The organism is Caproiciproducens sp. (assembly GCF_053840905.1).
This window is the reverse complement of record NZ_JBNLXQ010000002.1, coordinates 88,479-107,362: the sequence shown is the minus strand read 5'-3', so window position 1 is coordinate 107,362 and position 18,884 is coordinate 88,479. Positions and strand designations below refer to the sequence as shown.

Below are 18,884 nucleotides of genomic sequence, written 5' to 3'. Positions count from 1 at the left end.
CGCCTTTATAATGGGATAATAACGGTTATAGGATTATTTTGTAATTTTTAAGGAGATCCATATATGAGAGTAATCACCGGGTCTGCCCGCGGTTCGCGGCTGACCACACTGGAGGGCGAAAGCGTCCGTCCTACGCCGGAGAGAGTCAAGGAAGCGCTGTTCAGCGCCATTCAGTTCCAGATTGAGGGCAGACGGGTGCTGGACCTTTTTGCCGGTTCCGGTCAGCTTGGGATCGAAGCGCTGAGCCGCGGCGCAAAGCAGGCGGTTTTTGTCGATGCGAGCAGGAATTCCATTGCTGTCGTGGAGAAAAATCTGGAGCATACCGGCCTTGCCGGAAACGCGGTGATCAAAACCATGGATTTTGCCGCTTTTCTGCTGCAGGACCGCGAGCGCTTTGATCTTGCGTTTCTGGACCCGCCCTACCGTACCGGGCTGCTTCAGCGGGCGCTGCCGATGACCGCTCAGGTGATGAACACGGGCGGGACCATTATCTGCGAGCATCCCCGCGACGAGGAACTGCCGGAAACAGCGGGCGATTTTATCCGTGCCCGCGGCTACCGCCACGGCAAAATCCAGCTTACCCTATACAGACATAAGGACGTGACCGAATTATGAAAATTGCAATTTGCCCGGGCAGCTTCGACCCGGTTACCTTAGGCCATCTGGACATTATCAACCGGTCACGCAAGGTTTTTGACAAAACCATTGTCGCCGTTCTGGTAAATCCGGAAAAGCACACGATGTTCACGGTGGAGGAAAGAATCGAGCTCCTGAAACGCTGCACCTGTGAGATGGCTGATGTGGAAGTGGTCGGTTTCGACGGGCTGCTTGCCGATTACGCCCGCGAGCGCGGCGTGACGGCAATTGTCAAGGGGCTGCGGGCCCTGTCGGACTTTGAATATGAATTTCAGCAGGCGCTTACCAATAAAAAGCTGAATCCCAGTCTGGAAACCATGTTCCTGACCACAAGCGCCGAAAATATGTTTTTAAGCTCCAGCATTGTCAAACAGATCGCCCGTTTCGGCGGGGATATTTCCAATTTCGTGCCGGGGTGTATTTTGAGCGACATCAAAGAAAGATTAAATGCAGGGGAGGAATCACACGATGAGTGAGTTAAACACCGAAGATTTAATCGACGAACTGTACGATATGGTAGAGAAGGCCTGGAGCCTTCCCCTCAGCCGCGGACGCGCGGTGCTGGACGGCGACGAGGTAAAACAGATCCTTGATGAAATCCGCGAAAGCCTGCCGCAGGAAATCCGGCAGGCAAAGGCGATCTGCGCGGACCGCGCGCAGATCATCAGCGACGCAAAGCGCGAGGCCGAGACCGTCGTCCGCGTGGCGGAGGAACGCGCCAAGGCCATGGTAAACCAGGATGAAATCGTCAAACAGGCACAGCAGAAGGCCAACGACCTGCTCAGTCAGGCGCAGGCGAAATTCCGGGAAATGCGCAAGGCCTCCAACGATTACATAGACGATCTGATGAAACGCACGGACGACGGTCTCGCCGCCAACCTTGCGGAGCTTCGCCAGACCAGGCAGAATATAAAAGCGTCCCAGCGCTCCGGCCAAAATTAAACAAAATTTTCCAATTTTTAAAAAACCACGGTACAAGATCTTGTATCGTGGTTTTTTACTGCACCAACATAGGATTTTATATGCAAAAGCAAGGGAATTTGGTTGACATAATCAAAAAAATAACAGTTGCATTTTAAAAATAAATACGCTATAATCAAAACACAAGTGGTGAAAGGTGGGGGTAAGTAGCACAAAGTGGTTTTCAAGACGTGCTTTTACCCGAAAAGTGGCTTGCAATGTTGATCGGCGAGTACCAACATAATATAGACGCGAAGGGCCGTGTGATCGTTCCGGCCAGATTCCGTGAGGATCTGGGCGAGCATTTTTACATCACAAAGGGGCTGGACGGCTGTCTGTTTGTGCTTTCACCCGAGGAGTGGACAAGGCTCCAGGACAAGGTAAAGGCAATGCCGATTTCCAAAGCGAGGGGCCTTCAGCGCTTTTTCTTTTCCGGCGCGGCGGAAGTCGAACCGGACAAGCAGGGGCGTATCCTCATTCCGCAGGTCCTGCGCGACCACGCGCAGCTTACAAAGGACGTGACCTTCATCGGGACGTCAAGCCGGGCGGAAATTTGGGACAGCAAACGCTGGAACGACTTCAATTCCAATTTGACAGAGGAAAGCATAGCCGAGGCAATGGATATGCTTGAGCTTTAGGCGGGCGGTATCAGTATGGAATTTCTTCATAAGCCGGTTTTGTTTGATGAAACCATTGAAAGCCTCGATATTCATCCGGACGGCGTCTATATCGACGGGACCGCGGGCGGCGGAGGGCATTCGCAGGCCATTGCGGACCGGTTGACTACGGGCAGGCTCCTTTCCATCGATCAGGACCCCGACGCGGTCAGAGCCGTAACTGAAAGACTGAAATCCTACCGCTGTTCCACGGTTTATCAGGCGAATTTCTCCGAAATGGCCGAAGTGGCGGCAAGCCTGAAGCTTGTCCCCGCCGACGGCGTTTTACTCGATATAGGGGTGTCCTCCTATCAGCTGGACAACCCGGAGCGCGGGTTCTCCTACCATTCGGACGCGCCCCTTGACATGCGCATGAGCCGGACGGGCGTTTCCGCCGCGGATCTGGTCAACAGCCTCTCGTGGCAGGAGCTTGCGCAGATTATCAGCCGTTACGGCGAAGACAGGAACGCGCGCGGCATCGCGAAGGGAATCGTAAAGGCCCGGGAACAGAAACCGATCCGGACGACCCTAGAGCTTGCGGAGATCATTAAGGAATCCGTCCCCGCGGCGGTCCGCCGCGAACAGGGGCATCCCGCCCGGAAAACCTTTCAGGCGCTCAGAATCGCGGTCAACGGGGAACTGGACAGGCTGTCCGAGGGACTGGACGCCGCCTTTTCCATCTTAAAGCCCGGCGGAAGGCTCGCGGTCATTACGTTCCACTCGCTGGAGGACAGAATCGTAAAGCAGCGCATGGCTTCCTGGTGTACGGGCTGTACCTGCCCGCCGGATTTTCCGGTCTGCGTGTGCGGCAAAAAGCCGAAAGCGGAGCTGCTCTACAAAAAAGGCCTCGCGCCGGGAGAGACGGAGCTGAAAGAAAATCCCCGCAGCCGGAGCGCAAGGCTCCGCGTCTGCATAAAATTATAAAGCATCTGTTCAATTTTACGACAGGAAGTGAAAATATGGCTTCTCCAAACAGCAACGAAGCGTATGATTTTGCATTGTTCGAACCCAAACGACAGCAGCAGGAACCCTCCAGAAAAAGCAATATTATAGAACTTCCCAAGGAAAAACTGGAGCAAAACAGAAGAACGAAAACCGATTTCTTCCGCGCCGTATCCACTTTCCTGACCTTTGCCATTATAGTCGGTGTGGTGGGAACCATGGTTTACGGACAGGTACAGCTGACCGAGCTGACCGAGGATTTGAACGCCGCGACAAAAACGCTCAACGAAAGCGAAAGCGTCTATACGCAGCTGCAAATGAAGTCCGACTCCCAGCTTTCCCTGCAGACCGTGGAAAACTATGCGACCAATCAGCTCGGCCTGAAAAAAGTAGAACAGAATCAGGTGGAGCCGATCTCCCTTTCCAAGGGGGATAAAACGCAGGTCGTCCAGAAGAGCGGGGATGAAAACTGGCTCGCCTCGCTTTGGAACTCTATCCTGCAATTATTGTCATAAAAAAAATAATTGATCAATAAGTATTACTACCCAAATTTGTTGAGATGTTTGGTTTGGTATGCGAAAAAGGAGAGTTGAGAGCAAATCTTGACTCTCATTTTTGTAACATAGTCTTTTTGGAGGAACAGTAATGGCAAAAGGGACGACAATCAGAATGTGGCGCCGTACGATCTTTGTGCTGGTCGTGCTGATCGCCGTCGGCTTCGGCGCGATTATTTTCAGTCTTGCCCGACTGCAGCTGGTGGAGGGGGAAAGCCTTCAGACCCGCGCGGTCGACCAGCAGCTGAAGGATACCTCCATCAGCGCCCAGCGCGGTACGATCTACGACTGCAACATGAAGCCGCTCGCCCAGAGCGCCACCGTGTGGAAGGTGGTGCTGGAGCCCGCGTTCATCACGGATAAGAACCGGGAAAAAATCGCGGACGGCCTGGCGAAGATTCTGGGCATGGACAAAAACGAAATCATCGAGCGCAGCAAGAAAAAAACATATTACGACGAGCTCAAGCGCAAGGTGGAAACGGATGTGAAGGATGAGGTCCTCAAGTTTAAGGCGGACAACGACATCGGCAGCGGAATCCGGCTGATCGAGGACTATAAAAGATATTATCCGTACGGGGCGTTCGCGGCTTCCGTTCTGGGCTTTACCGGTACGGACAGCCAGGGACTTTACGGCATTGAGAAGCAGTACGACAGCTATCTGACCGGCGTGCCGGGAAAGCTGGTCACCGCGAAAAACGCCATCGGGACGGATATGCCCTTTCAGTATGAGCAGAAGGTGGAAGCGCAGAACGGTTCCAGCCTTGTGCTGACCATCGACGAGGTGGTGCAGCACTTCCTTGAGAAAAATCTGGAGGAAGGCGTTATCACCAACAAGGTCGGCAACCGCGCCTGCGCGATCGTCATGAACGTGAAGAACGGCGCGATTTTGGGGATGGCGGTCAAAGGGGACTTCGACCCGAACAATCCGTTTGTCGTGGCCGACCAGACAGAGGCCGCCCAGATCGCCGCGATGCCCGAGGGAAAAGAGAAAACCGCCGCTCTGAAGGCCGCGCAGGAAAAGCAGTGGAGAAACAAGTCGGTCAGCGATACCTATTATCCCGGTTCCGTTTTCAAAATGGTGACGGGCTCCTCCGCGATGGAAGAGGGCGTGGTCAATGAAAACTCGACCTTCTTCTGCAGCGGCTCCATCAAGGTGTCCGACAGAACGATTCACTGCTGGAGGTCGTACGGCCACGGCAGCGAAACCTTTGTGCAGGGACTCTGCAATTCCTGCAATCCGGTTTTCGTACAGCTCGGCGAAAGGCTGGGCCCCGACAATTTCTTTAAATACTTTACCGCGTTCGGCCTGACGGCCAAGACGGGCATCGATCTGCCCGGCGAGTCGCGCAGCATCTATTATACCGCCGCCCAGCTGAATCCCGTGGAGCTTGCCACGGAATCCTTCGGGCAGAACTTCAGCATTACGCCGATTCAGATGATTACCGCGGCCTCCGCGGTCGCCAACGGCGGTTATATGGTGCAGCCCCATGTGGTCAGCCAGATTATCGACGCCGACGGAAATATCGTGAAAACCGCCGATACAACGCCGAAGCGTCAGGTGATTTCCACCGACATTTCCCAGCGCATGTGCAAGATCCTGCAGACCAACGCCACCATCGGCACGGCGAAAAACGGCTATCTGCCCGGCTACCGCGTCGGCGGAAAGACCGGTACGTCCCAGAAGATGGATGTGTTCCAGAAGACCGGGACCATGCAGTACATCGCGTCCTATCTGGGCTTTGCCCCCGCGGACGATCCGCAGGTAGCCATGCTGGTGTTCTTTGACGAACCGCACGGCGACAGCTACTACGGCGCCGCCGTAGCCGGGCCTGTTTTCTCCAGAACGATGGAGGAAATCCTGCCGTACCTCGGCGTGGAACGCAAATATACCGATTCGGAGCTGGCGAAGCTTGACGTAAACGCTCCGGACGTTGTGGGAAAGACCATTCCGGCGGCCAAAGCGGAGCTGGCCAAGATGAAGCTGACGCCGAAGGTTAACGGAAGCGGGGACAAAGTTGTTTCTCAGGTTCCGGAACCGGGCAAAACTATTCCGCAGAACGGTACGGTGGTGCTGTTTACGGACGATTCGGACTCCGGCAAGACGGTCACGGTGCCGAAGCTGACCGGGCTTTCCCTTTCCGCCGCCAACAAGAAGGCCGCGGACGCGGGAATCAATATCAGTATCTCCGGTGCGGCGCTGACCAACGGGATCAACCCGGTTTCCAATTCACAGAGTATTGCCGAGGGCGCCAAGGTGGCGCCCGGAACAGTGGTAACCGTCGGATTTATAGAGCCGAATCAGGTGGAGTAATCATTTAGAGCAGGGGGATGACAATTTTGGGAAACTTTCATTCAGCGAAAAAGCTGATTGCTGTAAGCGATAAAAAGGGGCATACTATTTCGGTGCTGAACGATATTCTGGCTTTCTGCGGCCACGAAAATTATTTGCTCGCGCCGGCGGGGGAAAGTGTTCCGGAGGATGTGCAGCCCGCGGTTCTGCTTCTCTGCGACGCACAGAGCTCGGCCGCCGACGGATTTGCGGTCTGCGTGGCGGACTACGCCTTTTCCGCCATGCCCGAAATCGCCGCCCTGAAGCCGCTTACTTATTCCACGGTCAGCGACAGCGCGGACTTTACGGCGAGAAATATCCGGAAGCTTCCGGAAGGGTTTGCCGCCTTTGAAATGATCGGGGTCGGCGTGATCGGCCGGGTCAGGCTCGCGGCCGACAGCCTGGACCGGGTCGGTCCCGCGCTGGCCGCCGCCGCGGCGGCGATTGCCTGCGGGATTTCGTTTGCCGAGGTGCTCGACGCGCTGAACAGCCTTAAAATCGGGGATTAAAAAGACAGAGGAATTATGGTATAATAGGATGCTCGTACTTTGCGTGCGGGCGACAACGATAAAAAGGTGGAGTCAGAACATATGAACTCGGTTTGGATCCTTTCCGCGGTTATTCTTTCCTTTGGAATCACTGCTCTGCTGGGCAGATGGATGGTACCTTTTCTGCACAGAATCAATTTCGGCCAGACGATCCGTGAGGTCGGCCCCAGGTGGCACCAGAAGAAAAACGGTACCCCGACGATGGGCGGCTTTATGTTTATGATCGGGATTGCCGCCGCCGTTCTGGTCTGTGTGCCGCTTTATTACAGCGTGACCGAAAAGAATTCCCTGGAAATGATGATGAGGACGAAAGTTTTCGGCGGCCTGCTGATGGCAATCGGCTTTGGGGCGGTCGGATTTTTCGACGATTATATCAAGGTTGTCAAAAAGCGCAATCTGGGGCTGAACGTGCGTCAGAAACTCGTTCTGCAGTTTATCATCGCGGCCGCCTATCTCTATTCGCTGCGCCTGGCCGGAAGCACCTCGGCCACGCTGATCCCGTTTGTGGGCAGCGTTGACCTGGGCGTCTGGTACTGGGTGATCGCGCTGCTCGGCATTGTCGGAATGGTGAACGCCGTCAATTTCACGGACGGCATCGACGGGCTGAACGCCACGGTTACTTTTTTCGTAAGCCTTTTTTTCATGCTGATCGCCGGCATGATCGGCATTCACGGGATCAGTATTTTCGCCGCCGCTGCCGCGGGCGGGTGCCTCGGCTTCCTGATCTGGAACATGAACCCGGCAAAGGTCTTTATGGGGGACACCGGCTCGCTTTTCCTGGGCGGGATCGTGTGCGCCCTCGGCTTCGGGCTGAATCTTCCGATTTTGATTTTGCCGCTCGGTATTATTTATATCTGCGAAATTCTTTCCGTCGTGCTTCAGGTGTCCTACTTTAAGGCCACGCACGGAAAGCGGCTCTTTAAAATGAGCCCGATTCATCACCACTTTGAAATGTGCGGATGGGGAGAGCTGAAAATCTGCCGCGTGTTCGGTCTGGTGACGGTGCTGTTCGGCATCGGCTCCGCCCTTCTCGTATATTATGGATTTTGACCGAATATTTTCGCCGTGCGCGCGCAGTATTTAATTGTGACAAATATTTTGTTTTCCATATGCTTAAATAGACAGGAGTGCACGCCCTGAGACGGAAAAAGGGGGATACCATGACGAGAACAAAAGAAAAAGACCATACCGCCCCCCGCGGTTCCCGGAAAAAAGAAGAGGACACCAGGGAGTCGGTACCAAACGGAATCCGGAAAAAGTTCCGGATCTTTTCCGTGCGTTCAGGCATGGATATGCCCTTTTTGTTTTTGATTCTCACCCTGCTTGTCATCGGTCTGGTGATGCTCTTTTCGGCGAGCTATGCCAACGCGTACTATCGCCATGGAAGCAGCTATTTCTTTATCAGCCGCCAGGCTGTCTTTGCGGTTCTGGGCGTTACCGCAATGATTTTTATCTCGTATTTCGACTATCACCATCTGCACAAGTTCGCCGTTCCCTTTCTCCTTCTGTCCTTTATGATGCTGGCCCTTGTGCTTTTTATGCCGCGTATCAACGGCGTTCACCGCTGGATCGATCTGGGCCCGCTGGGGCAGTTTCAGCCGTCCGAGCTGGCCAAATTCACGGTGATACTGGTGTTTTCCCACCTGATTTCCCTCAATTTCAAACGGATGGATACCTTTCGGTACGGCGTTCTGCCATATATTCTGATTCTTGGCGCCACAGTCGGCCTGCTGGTGCTGGAGCCTCATATTTCCGCCACCGTCATCATGGTGCTTCTGGCCGGGGTGATGCTGTTTATCGGCGGAGTCCGCCTGCGCTGGTTCGGGCTTGCGTTCGGCGGCGCCGGCGCGGCGGTCGCTTACCTGGTCCTGTTCACGCAGAAATTCAGCTACGCCAACGACCGTATCGTCGCCTGGCTGGACCCCTTTTCCACGGCGAGCAAGGCGATTATGGAGGACACCTGGCAGACGCGGCAGTCGCTTTACGCAATCGGCTCCGGCGGCCTGCTCGGGCTGGGGCTCGGCCAGTCGAGACAGAAATACCTGTATCTTCCCGAACCGCAGAACGACTTCATCTTTGCGATCGTCTGTGAGGAGCTGGGCTTCATCGGCGCGCTGATCATCATCATCCTGTTTGCCATGCTGGTCTGGCGCGGCATCACCATTTCGCTCAAGGCGAAGGATAAATTCGGCATGCTGCTCGGGATCGGGCTGGTCGTTCAGGTCGGACTTCAGGTGGTCCTGAATATCGCCGTTGTGACCAACACCATTCCGAACACCGGTATCAGCCTGCCGTTTTTCAGCTACGGGGGCACGTCGCTGGTCATCCTGCTGGCGGAGATGGGAATCGTGCTCTCCATCTCGCGAACGTCGGCGATCGAAAAAACTTAACACCCGCCATTGGCGGTCAATATAAAAGGGGTATTGCCATGAAAGTTTTATTTGCCGGCGGCGGCACCGCGGGGCATATCAACCCGGCGCTTGCCATTGCCGGGTATCTTCGTGAAAAGGAGCCGGACGCACAGATCCTTTACGTCGGCGCGAAGGGCGGTATGGAGGAACGGCTGGTTCCCGCCGCGGGCTTCGATTTTGAAAGCATCACCATTTCCGGCTTTCAGCGTAAGCTGAACTGGAAAAATATCAAAAAAAACGCAAAGACCGTGGTCCACGTTTTTACTTCGAGCCGGGAGGCCCGCAAAATCATTCGGGAGTTTCGGCCCGATCTCTGTGTGGGTACCGGCGGCTATGTAGCCGGGCCGGTCCTGCGCGAAGCGATGAAGATGAAAATCCCGGCGGTCATCCACGAGCAGAACGCGTTTCCGGGAGTGACCAATAAAATGCTCTCCAAACACGCGGACAGGACGATGCTCGCGGTATTGGACGCTCAGAAATATCTTGACCCGGCGGCCAGATGCGTGCTTACCGGCAACCCGGTGAGACAGGCCGTCATCCGTGCGGACCGGGAGAAATCCCGCAAAGCGCTGCACCTGGACAAGCGTCCGATGATCCTTTCGTTCGGCGGAAGCCTCGGCGCCCGTAAAATCAACGAGGCCGCTGCCGACCTGCTTGTCAAAAGCGCGCAAACGGACCGTTTCCAGCATATTCACGGCTACGGCCAGTGGGGCGGATGGTTTCCCGACCTGCTGAAGGAAAAGGGGCTGAATCTGCCGGAGCATCCCAATATCGATGTCCGGGAATATATCAACAATATGCCCGAATGCCTTGCCGCCGCGGATCTTGTGATCTGCCGCGCGGGAGCGATCTCTCTCAGCGAGCTGCAGGCGCAGGGGAAAGCGGCTATTCTGGTTCCGTCGCCCAATGTGGCGGAAAATCATCAGTATCACAACGCCATGGCCATGGTCAGCCGTAAAGCGGCCGCCATTTTGGAGGAAAAAGATCTTTCCGGCCCGGCCCTGTGCAAAATGGTGGACGACCTTTTCCGGCAGCCCGAAACCATCCGGTCGCTGGGGGAAAACGCGCACAGTATGGCGATTCTTGATACCAACGAACGAATTTACAAAATCATGAAAGAGGTATTGGCAGGCGCCTGAGAAAGCAATTCACAGCAGAACAAAAGACCGCATAGTATGTGATTAGACTATGTGGGGGTGTTGTTATGTCAGAGCTTTTAATACAGGGACCGAATAAATTACAGGGTGAAATCCATATCCACGGCGCAAAAAACAGCACATTGCCTCTGATGGCGGCTTCTTTACTCTGTAGTGGCCAATGCATACTACATAATTGTCCTATTTTGTCGGATGTGGACACATCCTTAAAGATTCTGCGGTACCTCGGCTGCCGTGTGGAACGCTTCGGAAGCGACGTGACCATTGACCCGAGCAGCGCAAACGAAGATGAGATCCCGGACCTTCTGATGCGCGAAATGCGCTCCTCCATTATTTTTCTGGGAGCGATCGTCAGCCGGATGGGAAAAGCGGAGCTTTCCTTCCCCGGCGGCTGTGAGCTTGGCCCCAGACCTATTGACCTGCACCTTCTGGCGCTGCGGAAAATGGGAGTCATCATTAACGAAGACCACGGCTGTCTGAAATGCAGCGCGCCGAACGGGATTCAGGGGGCCTGTATCAATCTGTCGTTCCCAAGCGTGGGGGCGACGGAAAACATCATCATCGCGGCCAGCCGCGCAAGAGGGACCACGGTCATCACCAACGCGGCGCGCGAACCCGAAATCTGGGACCTGGCCGATTTCCTGAATTCCTGCGGCGCGAAAATCCAGGGAGCCGGGGAAAGCACCGTCGTCATTGAAGGGGTCGGGGGTCTGACGGGGTGTGAACACAGCGTGATCCCCGACCGCATCGCGGCGGCGACCTATTTAACGGCGGCCGCGATCACCGGCAGCACGCTCACGGTTGCCAGTGTGATCCCCGAACATATTGCGCCGGTCATCCCCGTTTTTGAAGAATGCGGGTGCCAGATCGATATTCTGGATCACAATATGAAAATAACGGCGCCGAAACGGCTGGGAAGAGTCAAAAGCGTCCGGACGATGCCGTACCCCGGGTTTCCGACCGACGCGCAGGCGCCGGTGATGGCGATGACCACGCTGGCGGACGGCACCAGTATTTTTGTTGAAAATATCTTTGAGAGCCGCTATAAGCATGTCGGAGAGCTGATGCGCCTGGGAGCCAATATCAAGGTGGAGGGGCGCGTCGCGATCGTCGAGGGAGTCGGCCGGCTGTCCGGCGCGCCGGTGGAGGCCGCGGATCTGCGCGGCGGAGCCGCCCTGGTGGTAGCGGGGCTCGCGGCGCAGGGCACCACGCTGATTTCCGGCCTGAAGCATCTGGACCGCGGCTACGAGAGCATTGAAAAGAGCCTGGCTATGCTGGGAGCGGACATTAAAAGAATTTAATCCCACTACCGGAGGAATTGCAAATGGACAGGAACCGAAAAAACAGGAAGGATGCCATCCCGCGCGTCTACGACAGGAAAAGCGGGGAGTACCGTCCTGTCTCCGAATGGGAAGAACAGGGCGCGGGCGCGCGCGGCGGCGCAAAATACGCTTCGCCGAAGCGCAGGGCGGATAACCGGAAAAGGCGCAGGCGGCGGTTTCTTCTGCTGTTTTACATTTTCCTGTTTTTCGCGGTGATTGCGGGGGCGGTGGCCATTTCCCTGACCGTCCTGTTTAAAATAGAGACCATAGAGGTCACCGGGACCTCCCGCTATCCGGCGCAGGCGATTGTGCAGGCGGGAGGAATCCAAAAAGGGGAAAATCTTTTCCTTGCCCATACCAGAAGCGCGGCGGACGCGATCCAGCAAAAGCTGCCGTATATCGGCACGGCGAAGGTTTCCCGGCGCCTTCCTGCCAAGATTGTGATCGAGGTAACGGAGGAAACCGTTTCCGGTGCGATCGAGTACAAGGGAAAATACGCGGTGGTCAGCGCAAACGGAAAGGTGCTTGAGCTGACGGAAAAGATGCCGGAAAACTGTACCTCCATCAAAGGGCTTTCGCTTTCCAAAGCCGAGGCCGGGAAAGCGGTCGTTTACGCGGACGCTTCCCAGAAAGAGACCTTTCAGAGCCTCAGCGCCGCGATCAGCGCCAACAGGTTTGAAAAGATTACGGAGATGGATTTCAGCGATCCATACAAGATCCGGGTCGTCTACGACGGGCGCATCGTTATGAACCTTGGCCTGAATTCCGATCTGGATTATAAACTCCGTTTTGCAAAAAGTATTTTCGACGCGGGAAAAATCAAGGACAACGAACGGGGCACGCTGAATCTTTCCGTAGTAGTGGAAGACAACAACGCCTTTTTTGATCCCAACTATTCGGTTTCCTCTCCCGCGTCCTCTTCCACGGCGGGTCAGGCTTCACAAAATAGCAGCGGATAGTTCTTTTTGTGAATATTAATATTCGCGAATTATACTATACTGAATAAGATAGAATTTTATTGAAATTGTGACCGATAAGTGTTAAATTAATATTATATAAAAAAATATAATGTTTGCAGCCGCGGCAGCCCGCCGGGCGCGAATGATAGACGTACATTAAGGGGGATGCAGCACATGTCTTTCGAGATTGACAATGACTTTGACAACATTGTGCAGATTAAAGTAGTCGGTGTGGGCGGCGGCGGCGGAAACGCGATTGACCGCATGGTCACTATGGGCGTCCAGGGCGTTGAGTTTATCAGTGTAAACACCGACAAACAGGCGCTTTACCGTTCCAAGGCCACACAGAAAATACAGATCGGGGAAAAAGTCACGCACGGAAAGGGCGCGGGCTCCAAGCCGGAAATGGGGCAGAAAGCCGCGGATGAAAGCCGTGAAGCCATCGCGGCCGCCATCCGGGGCAGCGACATGGTTTTCATCACCGCCGGTATGGGCGGAGGGACAGGCACCGGCGCCGCGCCGATTGTCGCGGAGATTGCGCGCGACATGGGCGTGCTGACCGTTGGAATTGTGACCAAGCCCTTTGATTTTGAAGGCCGGCGCCGTATGGAGCAGGCCGAAAGCGGAATTACCGCCCTGCGCGAGCATGTGGACTCCCTTGTTGTCATCCCGAATGAAAGACTGAAGATGGTCAGCGAACAGCGCATCACCCTTATCAACGCCTTCTCCGTTGCCGACGATGTTCTGCGCCAGGGCGTACAGAGCATTTCGGATCTGATCAAGCTGCCCGGTCTTGTCAACCTTGACTTTGCGGACGTCACCGCGGTCATGAAGGACGCCGGCTACGCGCACATGGGCGTGGGCAGGGCTTCCGGCAAGGATAAAGCGGAAACCGCCGCCAATATGGCGATTTCCAGCCCGCTTCTCGAAACCGCCATCAACGGCGCCAAGGGCGTCATTATCAATATTACCTCTTCGCCGGACATCGGTCTGGATGAAATTGAGACGGCCTCCTCCATGATTGCCGAACAGGCGCATCAGGACGCCAACATTATCTGGGGCGCGGCGTTCGACGAAAACATGGACGACGAAATGAGCGTTACGGTCATCGCCACGGGCTTTGCGACCACCAACGGAACGGTCTTTCCTTCGGACAAGCCGGAGCAGGACGCCAGACGGGACGAGCCCGCGAAGCCGGTCGGCAAGCCCAACCCGATCGACGACGAGGACTTCACCGACATTATGTCGATTTTCAACCGCAAATAAGTTTAACAGTACATAGCGGCCTTCCGGCGGATACGTTTTCGTATCCGCCGTTTTTTGCTTTCTATCCAAAATGCACGATAAAATCCAGTCGGAATTCCCCTAATTCATTCAAAATGAGCCATGTAGAGCATTTTAGAACAGATTTGAACCAATATTGCTCAAAATACCCCGATTGCTCTTGTAATCTCTTGATATTGTGTTATAATAGCTTTTGGAATAAAGACATCCAAATTTGAACATACTGGGGGTGGCATTGTGAAACCTGACCCTTTAAGTCGACAATTCATTCAATTTCATAAAGGAGATGAGCGCAATGCTGTCCTATTACAAGACGATCAACGGTCACATCTCGCCGATTCCTTCCTGTGAACCCGGGTGCTGGATCAACTGCGTGGCGCCGGACGACGAGGAAATCAACAGCCTGATTGCCGACTTTCAGATTGAACCCGATTTCTTCCGCGCGGCCATGGACGAAGAGGAATCCTCCCATATTGACAAGGAAGACGAGAGCACGCTGATCATCATCGATATCCCGGTGATTGAAAAGGCCGGTAAAAATATTACGTACACCACCACGCCGGTCGGCATTATTCTGACGGAAAAAAACGTGATCACCGTTTCCACCCAGGAAAACCCGATTATCAATGAATTTTCGGAGGACGTTGTCAAGGGCGTTCAGACCAACATGAAAACCCGCTTTGTCCTTCTTTTTATGCTGCGCGTCGCGTCGCGGTATCTGCAATACTTAAAACAGATCGATAAGATCAGCAATTTCGTGGAGCGCGAGCTCCGCAAATCCATGAAAAATTCCGAGCTGATCCAGCTGCTGGATATTGAAAAATCCCTGGTGTACTTTTCTTCTTCGCTCAAGGCGAATGAAATTACCATTGAAAAAATCATGCGCGGCCGCGTCGTCAAGCTTTACGACGACGATCAGGATCTGGTCGAGGATGTGCTGATAGAAGTAAAACAGGCAATCGAAATGTCGAATATCCACCTCAACATTCTGTCCGGTACCATGGACGCGTTTGCTTCCGTGATTTCGAACAATCTGAATATCGTCATGAAGGTTCTGGCTTCCCTCACCCTCTTGATTTCCATCCCGACCGTTATTTCTGGTGTTTACGGCATGAATGTGAGCGGGATTCCGCTGACGAATTTCTGGTTCCCGGTATCGCTTTCCCTGGTCTGTATGGGAATCGCCTATTTGATACTGAGAAAGAAAAATATGTTTTAATTGATTCCGGTATATGCTATAATAAATAAGAATAAAAATAAACTGATAGGGAGCTGTAATACAGTTCCCTATTCTGATCGTTGTGAGGTTAGCATGGACAGACTGCAAATTCATACGAACGATATGGCACAGGCTGCAAAAACGCTGCGCGCGGGCGACAGGATTCTGCTGAGCGGCACGGTCTACACGGCGCGCGACGCCGCGCACAAGCGGCTGTTCGCCATGCTTGACAAGGGGGAGCCGCTCCCGTTCGAGCTGAAAAACGCCGCGATTTATTACGCTGGTCCGACGCCCGCGCCGGACCACCTGCCGATCGGCGCGTGCGGGCCGACCACTTCCTCGCGCATGGACGTGTTTGCGCCCCGCCTGCTGGACCTGGGGCTGAAATGCATGATCGGCAAGGGCGGACGCTCTTCAGAGGTAGCAGACGCCATCCGGCGCAACCAGGCGGTGTACCTGTGCGCGATCGGGGGCGCGGGGGCGCTTGCGGCAAAATGCGTCCGTTCCGTCAAAGTCCTTGCGTTTGAGGACCTTGGCTGTGAATCCGTGAAAGAGCTGCAGATAGAGGATTTTCCGCTGTTTACGGCAATCGACTGCTGTGGAGGCAGCCTTTTTGAGGTGTAGCTATGTTTCAGTTTTTAATTCGTTTGTTTGTAAAAGATTATCAGAAAACGGACGACAGCAAGGTGCGGGAACGGTACGGAAAATTATCCGGAGCGGTCGGAATTGTGACGAATATCCTGCTGTTTCTTATGAAGATCACGACGGGGATTCTTTTTCACAGCATCGCGATCACCGCGGACGCCATCAACAACCTGTCGGACTCCGGCTCGGCCATCGTTACTCTGGTCGGCTTCAAGATGGCGGGAAAGCCGGCCGACGAGGAGCACCCGTACGGCCACGCGCGTATAGAATATCTTTCCGGCCTGATTGTGTCGTTTGTTATCCTGATGGTCGGCTTCCAGCTGGTTCAGAGCTCCTTCGATAAAATCCTGAACCCGGAGGACGCCGAATTCAGCCTGGTTTCCGTCGGCGTGCTGCTTCTGTCGGCCCTGATCAAGCTGTGGCAGTGCCTGTTCTATAAAAAGGTCGGCAGCGCCATCGGCTCCTCCACCGTTTCCGCAAACGCGGCGGACAGCCTGAACGACGTGTTTTCCACCCTGTCCGTTCTGGCCGGCATCCTCATCACCTATTTTACGGGCTTTAACCTTGACGGATACATGGGCGTGATCGTCGCCCTGTTCATCATGATTACGGGCGTCCGGCTGATTATCGAAACCAGCAATCCGCTTCTGGGGATGGCCCCCACCAAAGAGCTGGTGGACGAAATCTACGCCAAAATAATGAGCTACGACGGGATCCTGGGGATCCACGACCTGAACGTCCACAATTACGGGCCCATGCGCTGCTTTGCCTCCGTTCACTGCGAGGTCTCCGCCGGACAGGATATTCTGGTGAGCCATGATATCATCGACAATATCGAACGGGACTTTCTCAGCGAAAAGGGAATCCACCTCGTGATCCACCTTGACCCGATCGTGACGGACGACGAGCGCACCAACCAGTTGAAAAAGCAGGTTATGGAGATCATCGGGGGCATTTCTCCGGAAATCAGCATGCATGATTTCCGTGTGGTGTGGGGCACCACCCACTCCAACCTGATTTTTGACGTCTGCGTTTCGTTTGCGTTCCCCATGAGCGACAGCGAGCTGACCCGGCGGATTACGGAGGAGATCAACAAGCTCGACCCGACCTATTTTGTGGTCCTTACCGTCGACCACAGCTATGTTCCGGAGCCATAATGCGCCGCCCGCAACAAAAAATTAACAATTCACCTACTTGCATTTTCCGGGGGCTTGTATTAAAATACTTTTAGCACTTAAAACCAGAGAGTGCTAAAATTGATGGACAGAGGTAGGTTGATTATGGCAGTAAAACAATTTAAAGCGGAATCCAAACGCCTTTTGGATTTGATGATCCATTCCATTTATACCCATCGCGAAATTTTTATGCGCGAGCTGATTTCGAATGCCAGCGACGCCATTGACAAGCTTTATTACCGGACGCTGAGCGACGGCGACACCGGACTGAACCGGGACGATTTCTGCATTCAGATAATTCCGGATAAAGAAAACCGCACGCTGACCATTACCGACAACGGCTGCGGCATGACGAAGGACGAGCTGGAAAACAACCTCGGCACCATTGCCAAGAGCGGCTCTCTGAATTTTAAAAAAGAAAACGAGCAGAAGGAAGATATTGAAATCATCGGCCAGTTCGGGGTGGGCTTCTATTCCGCGTTCATGGTCAGTGAAAAGGTAACCGTCGTCAGCAGGCCGTACGGCGGGGAAGAGGCTTACCGCTGGGAAAGCAGCGGCACCGCCGGCTACACGATGGAGCCCTGCGAAAAGGAGGGCCACGGTACCGATATCATCCTGAAGATCAAGCCGAATACGGACGACGACAATTACGACGAGTATCTTGATTCCTATACCATCCGGAACCTTGTCAAGAAATATTCCGATTACATCCGCTATCCCATTAAGATGGACGTTGAAAAAAGCCGTCTGAAAGAGGGCAGCAAGGACGAATACGAAACCTATACCGAGAACGAAACGCTGAACAGCATGGTTCCCATCTGGCGGAAAAATAAAAACGAGATCACCGAAGACGAGTACAATGAGTTTTACAAGAGCAAATTCATGGACTACGTCAATCCGATCAGGGTGATCCATTCCAGCACCGAGGGCACCGCGACCTATAACGCCCTGCTGTTCATTCCCGCCAAGGCGCCGATGGATTTCTACACCCGCGATTATGAAAAGGGCCTTCAGCTTTACTCCAACGGGGTGCTGATCATGGACAGGTGCGCGGACCTGCTGCCGGATTATTTCAGCTTTGTGCGCGGCCTTGTCGACTCTCAGGACCTTTCGCTGAATATTTCCCGCGAAATGCTGCAGCATGACCGCCAGCTGAAAATCATCGCCGGACGTCTGGAAAAGAAGATCAAGTCCGAGCTGGAAACGATGCTGGAAAACGAGCGTGAAAAATACGAGGAATTCTTCAAAAATTTCGGCCTGCAGCTGAAGTACGGCCTGTATCAGGATTACGGCACGCACAAGGACGTCCTGCAGGACCTGCTGCTGTTCTACTCCTCGGGCGAAAAGAAGCTGGTCACGCTCAAGGAATACGTTTCCCGTATGAAGGAGGACCAGAAATATATTTACTACGCCTGCGGCGAAACCACGGATAAGGTGGATATGCTCCCGCAGACCGAGGCTTTGAAGGATAAGGGCTATGAAATCCTTTATCTGACCGACAATGTGGACGAGTTCGCCCTGCGGATGCTGATGAAGTACGGGGACAAGGAGTTCCGTTCCGTTTCCGCCGACGACCTGGGGCTGGAAACCGAGGAGGAAAAGAAGGAAGCCGCAAAGCAGGTGGAGGAGAACAAGGACCTGCTGACCTTTATGAAGGATGCCCTTGACGGCAAGGTCAAACAGGTGATCCTGTCGCAGAAGCTGAAAACGCACCCGGTATGCCTGTCCACCGACGGCGCGATCTCCATCGAGATGGAAAAGGTGCTCAACGCCATGCCGACGGATGAAAAGGTCACGGCGCAGCGGGTGCTGGAAATCAACGCGAACCACCCGGTTTTCGCGAAGCTCCGAGAGCTTTACGAAAAGGATCAGGACACCTTAAAGGAATACGCTTCCCTGCTGTATACGCAGGCCCTGCTGATCGAGGGCGTCAGCATCGACGACCCGGTCGCGTTTTCCAATCAGATCTGCGGCCTGATGACAAAATAAACACCGACTAATACCATCAAAATAGCTACAGCAACTCCATATCAGTTTGCGGGACAAAACACGTTTCTCCCCCGCCTTCGGCGGAGGAGAAACGTAAT

18 protein-coding genes are annotated in these 18,884 nt (G+C 54.2%); all 18 read left to right on the top strand.

Annotation, left to right across the window (positions count from 1 at the left end; genetic code table 11):
* Nucleotides 1-63: 63 nt before the first annotated feature.
* The gene (rsmD, locus tag ACQGQ5_RS02220) at nucleotides 64-615 is read left to right on the top strand and encodes a 16S rRNA (guanine(966)-N(2))-methyltransferase RsmD (protein ID WP_455734971.1); all 552 of its coding nucleotides are present in this window, start codon (nucleotides 64-66) and stop codon (nucleotides 613-615) included.
* On the top strand, nucleotides 612-1,112 hold the full coding sequence (gene coaD, locus ACQGQ5_RS02215) for a pantetheine-phosphate adenylyltransferase (protein ID WP_455734970.1): 501 nt from the start codon (nucleotides 612-614) through the stop codon (nucleotides 1,110-1,112). The genes rsmD and coaD overlap by 4 nt, the downstream gene beginning before the upstream one ends.
* Entirely contained in the window at nucleotides 1,105-1,578 is a 474-nt protein-coding gene (locus tag ACQGQ5_RS02210; protein WP_141827642.1) for an ATP synthase subunit B family protein, read from the top strand. The genes coaD and ACQGQ5_RS02210 overlap by 8 nt, the downstream gene beginning before the upstream one ends.
* A 236-nt stretch (nucleotides 1,579-1,814) precedes the next feature.
* Nucleotides 1,815-2,234 (top strand): division/cell wall cluster transcriptional repressor MraZ, encoded by a 420-nt coding sequence (gene mraZ, locus ACQGQ5_RS02205; protein WP_455734969.1) that lies wholly within the window; start codon nucleotides 1,815-1,817, stop codon nucleotides 2,232-2,234.
* A gap of 15 nt (nucleotides 2,235-2,249) precedes the next feature.
* Complete coding sequence (gene rsmH, locus ACQGQ5_RS02200; protein ID WP_455734968.1) at nucleotides 2,250-3,176, top strand: 16S rRNA (cytosine(1402)-N(4))-methyltransferase RsmH; 927 nt, start codon at nucleotides 2,250-2,252, stop codon at nucleotides 3,174-3,176.
* Between the two features lie 35 nt (nucleotides 3,177-3,211).
* The gene (locus tag ACQGQ5_RS02195; RefSeq protein WP_455734967.1) at nucleotides 3,212-3,709 is read left to right on the top strand and encodes a hypothetical protein; all 498 of its coding nucleotides are present in this window, start codon (nucleotides 3,212-3,214) and stop codon (nucleotides 3,707-3,709) included.
* 130 nt (nucleotides 3,710-3,839) lie between these two features.
* On the top strand, nucleotides 3,840-6,059 hold the full coding sequence (locus tag ACQGQ5_RS02190; RefSeq protein WP_455734966.1) for a penicillin-binding transpeptidase domain-containing protein: 2,220 nt from the start codon (nucleotides 3,840-3,842) through the stop codon (nucleotides 6,057-6,059).
* Between the two features lie 26 nt (nucleotides 6,060-6,085).
* Nucleotides 6,086-6,586: a hypothetical protein gene (locus ACQGQ5_RS02185; RefSeq protein WP_455734965.1), complete on the top strand. Its 501-nt coding sequence runs from the start codon at nucleotides 6,086-6,088 to the stop codon at nucleotides 6,584-6,586.
* Nucleotides 6,587-6,667: 81 nt separating this feature from the next.
* Nucleotides 6,668-7,675 (top strand): phospho-N-acetylmuramoyl-pentapeptide-transferase, encoded by a 1,008-nt coding sequence (gene mraY / locus ACQGQ5_RS02180; protein ID WP_455734964.1) that lies wholly within the window; start codon nucleotides 6,668-6,670, stop codon nucleotides 7,673-7,675.
* A gap of 236 nt (nucleotides 7,676-7,911) precedes the next feature.
* On the top strand, nucleotides 7,912-9,015 hold the full coding sequence (gene ftsW, locus ACQGQ5_RS02175) for a putative lipid II flippase FtsW (RefSeq protein ID WP_455735137.1): 1,104 nt from the start codon (nucleotides 7,912-7,914) through the stop codon (nucleotides 9,013-9,015).
* Between the two features lie 38 nt (nucleotides 9,016-9,053).
* Nucleotides 9,054-10,175 carry an undecaprenyldiphospho-muramoylpentapeptide beta-N-acetylglucosaminyltransferase gene (gene murG / locus ACQGQ5_RS02170; protein WP_455734963.1) on the top strand — a complete coding sequence of 374 codons (1,122 nt, stop codon included), beginning with the start codon at nucleotides 9,054-9,056 and terminating at the stop codon, nucleotides 10,173-10,175.
* A 65-nt stretch (nucleotides 10,176-10,240) separates the two neighbouring features.
* Nucleotides 10,241-11,494 (top strand): UDP-N-acetylglucosamine 1-carboxyvinyltransferase, encoded by a 1,254-nt coding sequence (gene murA, locus ACQGQ5_RS02165; RefSeq protein ID WP_455734962.1) that lies wholly within the window; start codon nucleotides 10,241-10,243, stop codon nucleotides 11,492-11,494.
* A gap of 23 nt (nucleotides 11,495-11,517) precedes the next feature.
* A complete protein-coding gene (locus tag ACQGQ5_RS02160) occupies nucleotides 11,518-12,474 on the top strand; it encodes a cell division protein FtsQ/DivIB (RefSeq protein WP_455734961.1) in 957 nt (318 codons plus the stop codon).
* Between the two features lie 174 nt (nucleotides 12,475-12,648).
* Nucleotides 12,649-13,740, top strand: coding sequence for a cell division protein FtsZ (ftsZ, locus tag ACQGQ5_RS02155; RefSeq protein WP_455734960.1), 1,092 nt, complete (start codon nucleotides 12,649-12,651; stop codon nucleotides 13,738-13,740).
* 313 nt (nucleotides 13,741-14,053) lie between these two features.
* Nucleotides 14,054-14,977: a magnesium transporter CorA family protein gene (locus ACQGQ5_RS02150; RefSeq protein WP_455734959.1), complete on the top strand. Its 924-nt coding sequence runs from the start codon at nucleotides 14,054-14,056 to the stop codon at nucleotides 14,975-14,977.
* Nucleotides 14,978-15,070: 93 nt separating this feature from the next.
* Nucleotides 15,071-15,601, top strand: coding sequence for a FumA C-terminus/TtdB family hydratase beta subunit (locus tag ACQGQ5_RS02145; protein ID WP_455734958.1), 531 nt, complete (start codon nucleotides 15,071-15,073; stop codon nucleotides 15,599-15,601).
* A 2-nt stretch (nucleotides 15,602-15,603) separates the two neighbouring features.
* The gene (locus ACQGQ5_RS02140) at nucleotides 15,604-16,779 is read left to right on the top strand and encodes a cation diffusion facilitator family transporter (RefSeq protein WP_455734957.1); all 1,176 of its coding nucleotides are present in this window, start codon (nucleotides 15,604-15,606) and stop codon (nucleotides 16,777-16,779) included.
* A 123-nt stretch (nucleotides 16,780-16,902) separates the two neighbouring features.
* Complete coding sequence (htpG, locus tag ACQGQ5_RS02135) at nucleotides 16,903-18,786, top strand: molecular chaperone HtpG (protein ID WP_455734956.1); 1,884 nt, start codon at nucleotides 16,903-16,905, stop codon at nucleotides 18,784-18,786.
* Nucleotides 18,787-18,884 lie beyond the last annotated feature (98 nt).